The sequence below is a fragment of the Streptomyces sp. NPDC002446 genome (assembly GCF_053595675.1).
Map to the genome: position 1 here is coordinate 38,989 of NZ_JBSFYC010000035.1, position 13,322 is coordinate 52,310.

7 protein-coding genes are annotated in these 13,322 nt (G+C 71.3%); 4 read left to right on the top strand and 3 right to left on the bottom strand.

Features of this window, described 5'->3' with window-relative positions:
* Positions 1 to 85: 85 nt before the first annotated feature.
* From ACWD6P_RS20790 to ACWD6P_RS20800, 3 genes are all read left to right on the top strand, one after another.
* Positions 86 to 1,069: a BtrH N-terminal domain-containing protein gene (locus ACWD6P_RS20790; RefSeq protein WP_451445597.1), complete on the top strand. Its 984-nt coding sequence runs from the start codon at positions 86 to 88 to the stop codon at positions 1,067 to 1,069.
* Positions 1,070 to 1,370: 301 nt separating this feature from the next.
* On the top strand, positions 1,371 to 1,592 hold the full coding sequence (locus tag ACWD6P_RS20795; protein ID WP_451445598.1) for a hypothetical protein: 222 nt from the start codon (positions 1,371 to 1,373) through the stop codon (positions 1,590 to 1,592).
* 312 nt (positions 1,593 to 1,904) lie between these two features.
* Positions 1,905 to 4,361, top strand: a complete 2,457-nt coding sequence (locus ACWD6P_RS20800) for a PEP/pyruvate-binding domain-containing protein (protein WP_451445599.1) — start codon at positions 1,905 to 1,907, stop codon at positions 4,359 to 4,361.
* 138 nt (positions 4,362 to 4,499) lie between these two features.
* Here ACWD6P_RS20800 and ACWD6P_RS20805 read toward each other — a convergent pair whose 3' ends face one another.
* Positions 4,500 to 8,288 carry an nSTAND1 domain-containing NTPase gene (locus tag ACWD6P_RS20805; protein ID WP_451445600.1) on the bottom strand — a complete coding sequence of 1,263 codons (3,789 nt, stop codon included), beginning with the start codon at positions 8,286 to 8,288 and terminating at the stop codon, positions 4,500 to 4,502.
* Between the two features lie 456 nt (positions 8,289 to 8,744).
* Here ACWD6P_RS20805 and ACWD6P_RS20810 point away from each other — a divergent pair, with 456 nt between their 5' ends.
* Positions 8,745 to 12,119, top strand: a complete 3,375-nt coding sequence (locus ACWD6P_RS20810; RefSeq protein WP_451445601.1) for a pyruvate carboxylase — start codon at positions 8,745 to 8,747, stop codon at positions 12,117 to 12,119.
* 124 nt (positions 12,120 to 12,243) lie between these two features.
* Here ACWD6P_RS20810 and ACWD6P_RS20815 read toward each other — a convergent pair whose 3' ends face one another.
* Together ACWD6P_RS20815 and ACWD6P_RS20820 are read right to left on the bottom strand one after the other, a co-directional pair.
* Positions 12,244 to 12,711, bottom strand: a complete 468-nt coding sequence (locus ACWD6P_RS20815) for a PaaI family thioesterase (RefSeq protein ID WP_451445602.1) — start codon at positions 12,709 to 12,711, stop codon at positions 12,244 to 12,246.
* 67 nt (positions 12,712 to 12,778) lie between these two features.
* On the bottom strand, positions 12,779 to 13,267 hold the full coding sequence (locus tag ACWD6P_RS20820; protein ID WP_451445631.1) for a GNAT family N-acetyltransferase: 489 nt from the start codon (positions 13,265 to 13,267) through the stop codon (positions 12,779 to 12,781).
* Positions 13,268 to 13,322: the final 55 nt, after the last annotated feature.

Consider the following 13,322-nt stretch of genomic DNA (forward strand, 5'->3'; position numbering starts at 1 on the left):
GGCGGGATCATGCCTAGGACGACGCGGTGGGGTTCTGGCACGCCCATCTGCGGCATTGTCGTCTGGTGAGAGGAGAATGAGCGGCATGGGCATGGTGAAAGACATAGATGTCCGCGGTATGCAGCACTGCGAGACGACGGCGCTGGGCGTGCTGCTGCGGCATGAGGGACTCGACTTGTCCGAGCCCATGCTGTTCGGGCTTGGCTCCGGGCTGTCCTTCGTCTACTGGGACAGCAAAGGCATGGGCTTTCCCTTCTTGGGAGGCCGGGTCAAGCCGTTCGAGCTCACCAGGAACCTGGCCGCCGTACTCGGGGTTGAGCTGCTGGTCGGGGAGACCACCTCCCCGCGCAGGGCGTGGCAGAACGTGGCGGCACCCATCGACGCCGGTCGGCCGGTCGGCCTTCAGCTCGACAGCTACCACCTGGACTACTTCAGCACCAAGGTGCACTTCGGTGGGCACGTCGTGGCCATGTATGGCTACGACGAACAGGACGCCTACCTGGTGGACACCGACCCGCAGGGCGGAGCCGTCTCGACCAGCCTCGCCAGCCTGGCCAGGGCCAGAGCCGAGCGCGGCCCCATGACCGCCAAGCACCGCTCCTTCACCATCACAGCGCCCAGCAGCCTGACGTCACCGCAGGACCGGATCATCCCCGCGATCAAGACCTGCGCCGACGCCTTCCTGAACCCGCCCATCGCGAACCTGGGCCACCGGGGCATCGAGAAGACCGCCAAGCAAGTACCGAAATGGCTGCAGCGCAGCGACAATCCGCAGGAGGACCTGCCACGGGCGGCCGTCCTCATGGAGAGGGCCGGCACCGGCGGCGCCCTGTTCCGCAATCTCTACCGGGACTTCCTCGCCGAGTGTGTCCAGCTGATCGACAGCAGCCACCTGCGCACTGGCCACACCCTGTATACCGAGGCCGCCACCCTCTGGACACAGGTGGCCGCACTCATCGCGACAGCAGGCGGATCCGGCGACGCGAAGAACCTCATGCAGGCCGGCTCCGTCCTCCATGAGCTCTCGCGCGTTGAACGCGAAGCGATGCGGGCGCTCAGCATGCTCTAGGGACCTGTCCGGCGGGTCAGGTACGGATACCCAGGTACGGAGCCCAGGAACGGAGCCAGAGTTGTCCGCCGTCCGCTCCCGCAGGGCAGACGGCCAGCCGGCACCGCGTTGAGGCAGAGGCCGTCGAGGAGTGAGGTCAGGCGCTCGGTTTCGATGTCGATGTCGCGTCCGGGGCGCAGGGTGCCGGACTCGTCGAGCCGGGTGAGGACGCGGTACACCAACTTTCTCGTGCCGGTGGCGGTCTGGTACGGCGGGCATCCGGATCCACGACCTTTGGTTTGGCCTCATCGCGGGAGGCCTGGTGGTGCTGGCCCTCGTGCTCTTCGCCGTCGCCATTGCACTGAAGCGCAGGGGTCGGCTCGATCGGGCCCGCCGGTACGCGGACCCCGTCCTGCGTGCGACGTTGCATGCCGCCGCCCGCCGGGTGGAGCGCGGCTCCTTCCGTACGGGGCGGCGGGACGGCCGACGCGACGGCGAGGGGCGGGGCCGCGACGTGGCGGCGAGGCGGAATGCGCGGTCCTGACGGCCCAGGTCGCTGGCAGGCCGGAGGGCGCCCAGCATGGAAGATGAGGAGCAGAAGGGAGCCTGAGCCTTCCGGTAGGCCGTGTGGCGAAGCACAACACAGGGGATCACGTAGGCCCAGGGGATCACGTCGCGCCTGGCCGAAATGCCGCGTCGAAATGCCGCGTCGAGATGTCGAAACGTCGAAATGTCGAGTTGAAAGCGAGGGCTGACCACGACCGATCACGCCAATCATGTCGGGCACGCCGATCGCGTCGATCACACCGACTATGTCCTCCCGCTGGGTCGGCCGGTACGCACGGACCTGGAACTCGTGGGCGGCAAGGCCGCGAACCTGGCGGAGCTGGTGCGCGGGGGATTTCCCGTGCCTCCCGGGTTCGTGATCACCACGGCGGCGTACCGGCCCCCGGACCTCGCCCGGTTCGGCCCGGGCAGCGGCGAGGCAATCCGGCATACCATCGGCATCCGGCGTGCCAGCGACATCCGGCGTGCCATCGAGGCGGCCGAGGTGCCGGACGTGGTGGCGGACGCGGTGCGCGCCGCCTATCGGGAGCTGGGCGGCGGTGCGGTCGCGGTGCGGTCGAGCGCCACCGCCGAGGATCTGCCCGAGGCGACGTTCGCCGGTCAGCAGGACACCTTTCTCCACGTCATCGGCGAGCGGGAGTTGCTCGACGCGGTCCGCCGCTGCTGGGCGTCGCTGTGGAGCGACCGCGCCATCGACTACCGGCACAGCCACGGCGTCGAGCACGGCCGGGTGAAGATCGCAGTGGTCGTGCAGCGCATGGTGGCCGCCGAGTTCGCGGGGGTCGCCTTCACCAGCGATCCCGTGACCGGCGACCGGCACACGATGATCATCGATGCGACTCCGGGGCTCGGCGAAGCCGTGGTCTCCGGGCTGGTCACCCCCGAGCACATCGTGGTCGACAAGCGACGCTCGCGGGTGATCGGCCGCAGGGCGGGGCGCCACGAGGTCATCGTCCGGCCCCGCCCGGGCGGCGGCACCGAGCGGGTGGCCGGGCATCCCCCGGAGACGGACTTGCCCGCGCACGCCGTGCGGCGGCTCGTACGGATCGGCAGGGAGGTCGAGCGGCACTTCGGCCGGCCGCAGGACATCGAATGGGCCTGGGCAGGCGGTACGGCGTACGTCCTGCAGACCCGGCCGATCACTGCGCTGCCCGCGCCCGCGTGGCCCTCGCTGCCCGTGCGGCCGCCGGCACCGGCGCGGCGGCCCGTGCGGCGGTTGCAACGCATGGTGGCCGCGATCGTCGCGGAGGTCGTGCCGATCCGCCCGTACCCGATCGACATCACGGCATGGGCGGCTCCGCTGCTCGGCGCCATCGAGAAGCTGATCGCCTCGACCGGCGTCGCGCCTGCGCCACTGGGCCGGGTGTTCGTCGAGGAGGACGGTGTGGTGGTCCGCGTGGATCTGCCGCGACCGAGGATCACCTGGCGGGTGCTGACGGCGCCGGCGGCCTTCGTACGGGCGGCCCGCCGCTACGACCCCGCCCGCTGGCGCACCGATCCGCTGGTCGACGAGGTACAGCGGCGGGCGCAGGCACTGCGCGCACGGGACCTCGGCGGCTCCTCGTGGCCGGAACTGATGGCCCTGCTGAAGGAAGGGCCGGCGATCGCGGGCACGGCGCTGGAGCTGCGTCTGCGCTACTTCCCCCGCACGGTCCTGGCGCTGGCGGGGCTCTTCGCGTCCCTGTCCGTGCTGCGCCGACGCCGACTGATGGGGGCGCTGCTGTCCGGAGTGGACACCCTGACCACCGACGCGAACCGCGCATTGGAGGACCTGGCGACTACGATCCGGACGGATCCCGGACTCGCGGCGACCTTCGCACGCCACGACGCCGACGAGCTCCACGCCGCCCTGGGGCGGTCGGCACCCGCCTTCCTCTCCGCCTTCGACGCCTTCCTCGACCACTACGGGCACCGCGATACGACCACACCGCTGCTGGTCACCCAGCCGACCTGGCGTGACCGGCCGGACGCGGTCCTGGCCCTGCTGAAGGGACTCGCCGCCGAGCCCCCGCCGCCGACGGGGCCGCACCCCGCCGAGCGAGCCGAACAGGCGCTGCTCAGCCACCCCTTGCTCCGCCGGGCGCCGGGCTCGCTGCGCACGGCGGTGCGGGCGCTGCTGCGGCAGGCCCGGTGGTTTCAGCAGGTGCGCGACGACACGCGCTACCTGGCCGTGCTCCCGGTCCCGACGATGCGGCAGGTGCTGCTCGAAATGGGCCGGAGGCTGGTCGCGGCCCGAGTGCTCGACACCTCCGAGGACATCTTCCATCTGCGCCGAGACGAGCTGGAGCGCCTCGCGGACCGGCCCCCGGAGCCCCCGCTCGGCGACGATCTGCGTGAGCGCGCGACCCGGCGCAAGGCCCGCCGTGCCCAGCTCGCCGGTACGCCGCTCGTGCGCGCCCGGTGGACCGTCGAGGCGGGCGGAGACATCGTCCTGCGGGGAACGCCGGGCAGCGCCGGTGTGGCAGAGGGCCCGGTCCGTGTCGTCCACCGGGTGGAGGAGTTCGGGAGCCTGCGCAACGGAGAGGTCCTGGTGGCCCGCTATACGAGTCCCGCGTGGACGCCGCTGTTCCGCAGGGCGGCCGCCGTGGTCGTCGACACCGGCGGCGTCGCCTCCCATGCGGCGATCGTCGCGCGCGAGTACGGCATCCCCGCGGTCATGGCCACGGTCCACGCGACCACCCGCCTCACGGACGGCCAACGAGTCCGCGTCGACGGGGACCGAGGAGTGGTCCTGCTGGCCGAGTGAACCCGTACCCGTGGTTCGCACGCTGGAGGAGTCACCACGGTATGCGAGCGACCACGGGCGATGGCGAGCGGTCACGAGCAATGACGAGCCACGACGACCAACGACGACCAATGGCGAGTAATGACGAGCAATGACCGGTCATCCGCAAGGCGGTTCGTAAGGAAGATCCCGTGAAAGGTAGCGCTGCCACTGCTCCCGGGTGAGGGTGTTGCCGGTGGTCGCGCAGATCCGTCGGATCACCTTGTCGACATCCAGTCCCCACAATCGGGCGGAGCCATCGGCGCTGGCGGTCGCGAGAGTCTGTCCGTCGGGGCTGAGCATCACCGAACTGACGGTGCCGCTATGGCTGTTGAGGGCGTGTCCCACCGCTGCGGGGTGAGCGGGGTCGCTCACGTTCCACAGTCGGGCGGAGCCGTCGGCGCTTCCGCTGGCGAGCTGGTGTCCGTCGCGGCTGAAGGTGATCGAGTAGATGACTCCGGTGTGGCCGGTGAGGGGTTGGCCCAGGTGGCGGGGGTGGGCCGGGTCGGTCACCCGCCACAGGCGGATGGTGCTGTCGGCGCCGGCGGTGGCGAGGGTGTCGCCGTCCGGGCTGAACCCGACGGCGAAGACGGTGTCGGAGTGGCCGCTCAGGGGACGGCCCAGGGGCGTGGGGCGGGCCGGGTCGGTGATGTTCCACAGGCGGGTGGTGCGGTCGTTGCCCGCGGTGGCGAGGGTGTGTCCGTCGGGGCTGACGGCGAGGCAGTAGACCTTGCCGGTGTGGCCGGTGAGCGGCGCGCCCAACTGCCGCGGGCGGGCCGGATCGGTGACGTTCCACAGGCGGACGGTGCGGTCGTTGCTGCCGCTGGCGAGGAGGCGTCCGTCGGGGCTGAAAGCGACCGACGAGACGGTGTCGGAGTGGCCGCTCAGGGGGCGGCCCAGGGGTGTGGGGCGGGCCGGGTCGGTGACGTTCCACAAGCGGATGGTGCGGTCGTCGCTTGCGCTGGCGAGGAGGCGTCCGTCGGGGCTGAAGGCCACCGACTCGACGACGTCCGTATGGCCGGTGAGCGGGGAGCCCAACTGCCTGGGGCGGCCCGGGTCGGTGACGTCCCACAGACGCACCGTGTGGTCGTCACTGGCGGTCGCGAGGCGGTGCCCGTCGGGGCTGAACGCAACCGATTCAAGGTCGGCCAAGTGGCCGGTGAGGGGAGTCGGGGTCGCACTCCACAGCCGTACGGTGTGGTCGTTGCTGGCACTGGCCAGAATGCGCCCGTCGGGGCTGAACGCCACACCGCGGACGGTGCTGGAGTGGCCGGTCAGGCCGGGGAAGGGCTGGCCCAGCGGGGTCGGACGCAGGGGGTTGGCGACGTTCCACAGCCGCGCCATGCTGTCGTTGCTCCCGCTGGCCAGGGTGTGCCCGTCCGGGCCGAACGCGACGGAGTAGATGGTGCGGGTATGGCCGATGAGCGGTTGGCCCAGGGGCGTCGCACGGGCGGGATCGGACACGTCCCACAGGCGGACGGTGCGGTCGGCGCTGCCGCTGGCCAGGGACTTCCCGTCCGGGCTGAACGCCACCGACTTGACGGCACCGGCGTGGCCGGTGAGGGGATCGGCCACTGCGCGGGGACGGGCCCGGTCGCCGAGGTCCCACAACCGGATCGTCTGGTCCTCGCCGGCGCTGGCGAGCGTATGTCCGTCGGGGCTGAACGCCACCGAATCAACAGTGCCGACGTGGTCGGTGAGAGGGCGGCCGAGCGCGCGGGGACGCGCCCGGTCGCGGAGGTCCCAGAGGCGTACGGTCCGGTCCTCAGACGCGCTGGCGAGGGTGCGTCCGTCGTGGCTGTACGCCACGGACGTGACGGCGCCGGTGTGGCCGGCGAGGGAACGCTCCAGCGCCCGGGGGCGGGCCCGGTCGGTGACGTCCCACAGGCGGATGGCGCGGTCCTTGCCGGCGCTGGCGAGGGTGTGTCCGTCGGGGCTGAACGCCACCGTGTTGACGGCCCGGGTGTGCTCCGCGAGCGGGCGCCCCAGAGCCTTGGGGCGCCCGGCAGGGTCGGGCTGCTTGAGCTGCCCGTGCTGCCGGGGAGACGCCATGTCCTGCCGGGGAGACGCCATGTCCCACAGCCGCACCGTGTGGTCGTCACTGGCGCTGGCGAGGGTGCGTCCGTCGGGGCTGAACGCCACCGAGGTGACCTGATTGCCATGGCCGGTCAAGGGCATGGACAGCGGGACGTTCCCCGCCCCCACCAGGTCCGTGTACACCTCCTGATCGCCGGGCCGCATCTGATGGGCGATAAGGCTGAGCTGGGCGGAAAGGGAGACATCGACGTTCCGCAGTTGGTCGGACTCCGCCGTGACCTGGTTGAAGACGGCGGTGTCGCGCTGCTCGAACGCGTACAACGCGGCGCCGGAAGCCAACAGGGCCAGCACCGCGAGCAGAGCGACCGCGGTGCGACGGAGAACGGTGGCACGGCGCTTCTGCCGCCCGGCGGCTAGCAGGAACGCCTCAGCGGTGGGGTTCACCTCGTTCGGATGGGCAGCCGCCCACGTACGCGCGGCTTCCAGACGGCTGCCCCGGTAGAGCGCCGTGGCGTCCCGACGGTCGCGGTCCCAGTCGGCGGCCGCGTCGTCCAGGTCCTGGCGGATCAGATTGCCGGCCCGGTCGGTGTCGATCCAGGTACGCAGCCTCGGCCAGGCACGCAGCAGGGCGTCATGGGTGATTTCGACCGTGTGCTGTTTGAGAGTGAGCAGCCGGCCCTTCGCGAACGCGTCGAGCACTGCGGTGGCCCGGGCGGAATCGATCCCTTCCACGAGATCCCTGCGTGCCCTGCGCCGGGGGATGTCATCGCTGCCGTCACCGATCTTGACCAGACGGAGGAAGAGCGTACGGGCCATGTCCCGGTCGGCGGGCGAGAGGCGGGTGTACACGTCCTCCGCCGTGTTGGCGACGGCGTGATGGATGCCGCCCGTCGCCCGGTAGCCGTCCACGGTCAGGATGTGACCGTGCCGCTGCTGCCAGACGGTCCGCAGCGCGTGGGCGAGCAGCGGCAGCCGCCCGGCCTCGTACCCGACCGCATCGCCCGCGACGCTGACCGCGCCCAGGTCGCGGAGCAGCACCTCCACCAGGCCGGGCTCAAGCTGCAGACCCACGTCCTGGGCCGGGTACTGAATGGCTTCGCGCAGTTCGTCGGATGTCATGGGCCCGACGAAGACCTGGTCGGTCTGGAGCGCGGCGCGCAGCAGCGGGTGGTCGGCACAGGGGCCGTAGAAGTCGGCGCGCAGACCGCAGACGACGAGGGCGACGGGGGCGTGGGGGAGAGGGCGGCTGAGGTCGCCGTGGCCCTCGTGGTGGAGGTCGCCCTGGCCCTCGTGGTGGAGTTCCCGGTGGGGTGTGCCGGGGGTGTCGCGATGGAGGGCGCGCCCGGGGCCTCGTTCGGCCAGCCGGCAGACCAAGTCGACGAAGTCGCGCCGTTCTTGATCGTCCGTGCACAGGGTGAACAGTTCCTCCAACTGGTCGACGATCACGACCAGCCGGACGCCCGACCTGCGCAGCATGGCCACGCACTCCTCGGGCCCGCCGGTCACGGTCGCGGCCACGGTCTCCGGGTCCGCCCGCAGAGCCGCCGCGAGAGAGGCCGTGAAGGCCGTCAGCGGACGGGCGGTCGGGGTGAACACCAGACGCGGCCAGTGCCGGGAGCCGGGCAGGGCGCTGCCTGCCAGCGCCGACACCAGCCCCGCCCGTAAGAGCGACGACTTGCCGGCCCCGGAAGGAGCGACCACCATCAACGGGCCCCCGTCGTGGAGGCGACCGTCCAGCCGGGCGGTCAGCCCGGCGATCAGCCGGTCCCGCCCGAACAACCACCGCGCGCTCTCCGGCCCGAACGCCGCCAAGCCCGGGTACGGGCACTCGTCCACCACCGTGCCCGAATCGACCCGGCGGATCCGGCGCACACCGTCGTGACTGTGTATGTGGACGTCCCGACCAGCCTGGTTGACCTGCGCGTTGCCGGCCGCCTGCGCTTCAAGGTGAATCCGCTCGGCGAAGGACGGACGCTCACCGGAAGACGGACGCCCCTCGGAGGAAGACGGATGCCCCTCGGAAGACGGACGCTCACCGGAGGACCGCTGTACATCCTCAGAAGCATCCTCGGGCGGCTCCCCCATGACGCACCCCCGTCACCCGAATCACTCGGAGTGACTCAGGCTAGCCAGGGCCGTACGACACGTACAGAGAGCGTCCGGTCAAGAAAGAGAGCGTCCGGTCAAGAATCCGAGGAGGGGGAGAGGAGGGGGAAGTGAAGCGGCGGTAGGGACGCAACCGTGGGCAGGCCGGTGCCCGGTGACATGGCATGGCAGTGGCCCCGCCGACACCATGGTGTCGTCACCGGCAGGCTGAAGGGATCGAGAATGTTCCGTAAGGTGCTGGTCGCCAATCGTGGTGAGATCGCGATTCGCGCGTTCCGTGCGGGCTACGAGCTGGGCGCGAAGACCGTTGCCGTCTTCCCGCACGAGGACCGCAATTCACTGCACCGGCTCAAGGCCGACGAGGCATATGAGATCGGCCAGCCGGGGCACCCGGTACGGGCCTACCTCTCCGTGGAGGAGATCGTCCGTGCCGCGCACCGGGCGGGAGCGGACGCGGTGTACCCGGGCTACGGGTTCCTGTCCGAGAACCCCGACCTGGCGCGCGCGTGCGAGGAGGCGGGCATCACGTTCGTCGGGCCGAGCGCGGAAACGCTCGAACTGACCGGGAACAAGGCGCGCGCGGTGGCCGCCGCCCGCGCGGCCGGCGTGCCGGTGCTCGGCTCCTCGGCGCCCTCCAGCGACGTGGACGAACTGGTCCGTGCCGCCGACGACATCGGCTTTCCCGTGTTCGTCAAGGCGGTCGCCGGCGGCGGCGGGCGCGGAATGCGCCGTGTCGAGGACCCCGCGATGCTGCGCGAGGCCATCGAGGCGGCGGCCCGCGAGGCGGCCTCCGCGTTCGGCGACTCCACCGTCTTCCTGGAGAAGGCCGTCGTCGACCCCCGTCACATCGAGGTGCAGATCCTCGCCGACGGGCGGGGCGATGTCATCCACCTCTTCGAACGCGACTGCTCGCTGCAACGCCGGCACCAGAAGGTGATCGAACTCGCGCCCGCCCCGAACCTCGACCCCGCGCTGCGCGAACGGATCTGCGCCGACGCGGTGCGGTTCGCCCGGCAGATCGGCTACCGCAACGCGGGCACCGTGGAGTTCCTGCTCGACCGCGACGGGAACCATGTCTTCATCGAGATGAACCCGCGCATCCAGGTCGAGCACACGGTGACCGAGGAGGTCACCGACGTCGACCTCGTACAGGCGCAGCTGCGCATCGCCGCCGGCGAGACGCTGGCGGGCCTCGGCCTCACGCAGGACAGGGTCGTCCTGCGCGGTGCCGCGCTGCAATGCCGCATCACCACCGAGGACCCGGCCAACGGCTTCCGCCCGGACACCGGCCGCATCAGCGCCTACCGATCGCCCGGCGGCTCGGGGATCCGGCTGGACGGCGGCACCACGCACGCCGGTACGGAGATCAGCGCCCACTTCGATTCCATGCTGGTCAAACTCACCTGCCGGGGCCGGGACTTCGGCACCGCCATCGGCCGGGCCCGGCGCGCCGTGGCTGAGTTCCGCATCCGCGGCGTGGCCACGAACATCCCGTTCCTGCAAGCCGTGCTGGACGACCCGGACTTCCAGGCAGGGCGGGTCACCACGTCGTTCATCGAACAGCGGCCGCATCTGCTCACCGCGCGCCACTCCGCCGACCGCGGTACAAAGCTGCTCACCTACCTCGCCGACGTGACGGTGAACAAGCCGCACGGCACACGGCCCGAGCTGATCGATCCGGTCACCAAACTGCCGCCCACACCCGCCGGCGAACCGCCCGCCGGCTCCCGGCAGCGGCTCGCCGAGCTCGGCCCGGAAGGCTTCGCCCGGTGGCTGCGCGAGTCCCCGGCCATCGGAGTCACAGACACCACGTTCCGCGACGCCCACCAGTCGCTGCTCGCCACCCGGGTCCGCACCAAGGACATGCTCGCCGTCGCCCCCGTGGTGGCGCGGACCCTGCCGCAGCTGCTGTCCCTGGAATGCTGGGGCGGCGCCACGTACGACGTCGCCCTCCGCTTCCTCGCCGAGGACCCCTGGGAGCGCCTGGCCGCACTCCGCGCAGCCGTACCGAACATCTGCCTGCAGATGCTGCTGCGCGGCCGCAACACCGTGGGCTACACGCCGTACCCGACCGAGGTGACCGACGCCTTCGTGCAGGAGGCCGCGGCCACCGGTGTCGACATCTTCCGGATCTTCGACGCGCTCAACGACGTCGGGCAGATGCGGCCCGCCATCGACGCCGTACGGGAGACCGGAACGGCCGTCGCCGAGGTCGCTCTGTGCTACACCTCCGACCTGTCCGACCCGTCCGAGCGCCTGTACACGCTGGACTACTACCTCCGCCTGGCCGAGCAGATCGTGGCCGCCGGCGCCCACGTCCTGGCCATCAAGGACATGGCAGGGCTGCTGCGCGCTCCGGCCGCCGAGAAGCTCGTTACGGCCCTGCGCCGCGAGTTCGACCTGCCGGTGCACCTGCACACCCACGACACCGCGGGCGGCCAGCTGGCCACCTATCTCGCCGCGATCCGGGCCGGCGCGGACGCGGTGGACGGCGCGGTGGCGTCCATGGCCGGTACCACCTCGCAGCCGTCGCTGTCGGCCATCGTGGCGGCGACCGACCACTCCGAACGGCCCACGGGACTGGACCTGAAGGCGGTCGGCGACCTGGAGCCGTACTGGGAGAGCGTCCGAAGGATCTACGCGCCGTTCGAGGCGGGCCTGGCCGCGCCGACCGGCCGCGTCTACCACCACGAGATCCCCGGCGGGCAGCTCTCCAACCTGCGCACCCAGGCGGTCGCGCTCGGCCTGGGCGACCGTTTCGAGGACATCGAGGCCATGTACGCCGCCGCCGACCGCATCCTCGGCCGGCTGGTGAAGGTCACCCCGTCGTCCAAGGTGGTCGGCGATCTCGCCCTGCATCTGGTCGGCGCCGGGGTGACACCGGAGGACTTCGAGGCGCGGCCGAACGAGTTCGACATCCCCGACTCCGTCATCGGCTTCCTGCGCGGCGAGTTGGGCAATCCGCCCGGCGGGTGGCCCGAGCCGTTCCGCACCAGGGCGCTGGAGGGCCGCGCCGCCCCCAAGCCCGTGCAGGAACTGACCGTGGACGACCGCAGGGGACTGGACAAGGACCGGCGCGCGACGCTCAACCGGATGCTGTTCCCCGGGCCGGCCCGCGAATACGAAACACACCGTCAGGCCTACGGCGACACCAGCGTGCTGGACAGCAAGGCCTTCTTCTACGGGCTGCGTCCCGGCAAGGAGTACGCCGTCGACCTCGAACCCGGCGTACGGCTCCTGATCGAGCTGGAGGCCATCGCCGAGGCCGACGAACGCGGGATGCGCACGGTGGTGTCGAACCTGAACGGCCAGCTGCGGCCGATCCAGGTACGCGACACCGCGGCGGCCGCCGACGTCCCGGTGACCGAGAAGGCCGACCGGTCCAACCCCGGGCACGTCGCCGCACCGTTCGCCGGAGTGGTGACGCTCGCGGTGGCCGAGGGCGACGAGGTGGCGGCCGGCACCACGGTGGCCACCATCGAGGCGATGAAGATGGAGGCCGCGATCACCGCCGCGAAGGCCGGGCGGGTGGCCAGGCTCGCCATCAACCAGATCCAGCAGGTGGAGGGCGGAGATCTCCTCGTCGAGATCGCCTGAGCGGCCTCGCGTCGCGGTCGGCGCGGCGATGTCCGATCCCGTCGCACGCAACGGTGCGAGTTCCGGACGCAGGCGCAGGCGCAGGCGCCGGACTGGGCTCCGGGCGATCACCCGTGCGCCGTCTTCACCGCATGGGGAAGATCGCGCACGTGGTGGTGGCGTGTGCGTACAGCTTGCCGTCGTCGACGCCGATCACCTCGGCTTCGGCGGTGCCGAGCGTGCGCCCGACGTGGACGGCGGTGCCGGTCGCCCGGAGCCTGCCGGTAAGCGCGGTCACCGGCCGGATGAGATGCACGTTGAGCTGCGCGGTCGTGTAGCCCGTACCGGCGGGCAGACGGCTGAAGACCGCGGAGCCGAGCGCCGAGTCCAGCAGGGTGGTCAGATAGCCGCCGTGCACGGTGCCCATCGGGTTGTACAGATGCTCGCCGGCGCCGCCTTCGAAGACCGCTCTGCCGGGCTCGGCGCCGACGAGCGTGAAGCCGAGCGTGTGGGAGATGGGTGCCTGCGGCGGCGAGACCTCATGGGCACCGCTCCTGCGCTCCGGGGCCGTCACCCTGACCGGCCCGAGCACGCTGCGACGGGCCTTTCCCACCTGGTTCTCCGGCTACCTGCTCCGCACCACCTCTGCCACAGGTCCACACGCCTGAAGGCGGCGGAGCCTACGAGAGTTCCTTCCGCATCAACGTGCACATGGTTTCGCGGAGGCGCAACGATCCATCAGGGGCTTGCTCCTCCCACGAGTCCGGCCGACGGTCGTACGCGACATAGCCCAGGCGTTCGTACAGCGCACGCGCCCGGGGGTTGTCCTCCTCCACCGCCAGCTCGGCCTGCCGCAGGCCGCGGTTCCTGATCCGCAGTTCCGCGGCTTCGACAAGGAACGTGCCGATCCCGTGCGACTGCAACGCGGGGTGGACGGCGAGCTGCCACAGCGTGCCGACGCCCTCCGCAACCTGGTAGTCGACGCCGCCCTTCGCCACAGGGATGTCCGTAGCGGCGCAGACCGCGAGGTAGTCGACCTCACCGGCCCGAGCACGCGCCAACTGCCTGGCGACACCGGCCAGATGGTGGTCGGACCCGGCCCACCCGCACGACGCCAGGTCCCTATGCGCCAGATCACGGACTGACAGCTTCAACACCACGCTGATCACCTTCAGCACCTCCGACAGCCAGCATCCTCGCCGGCTGTACAGGGGCGCAAAGCCG

Coding starts and splice junctions, on each gene's coding strand:
- ACWD6P_RS20810 (WP_451445601.1), top strand. CDS start 8,745: ATGTTCCGTAAGGTGCTGGTCGCCAATCGTGGTGAGATCGCGATTCGC.
- ACWD6P_RS20790 (WP_451445597.1), top strand. CDS start 86: ATGGGCATGGTGAAAGACATAGATGTCCGCGGTATGCAGCACTGCGAG.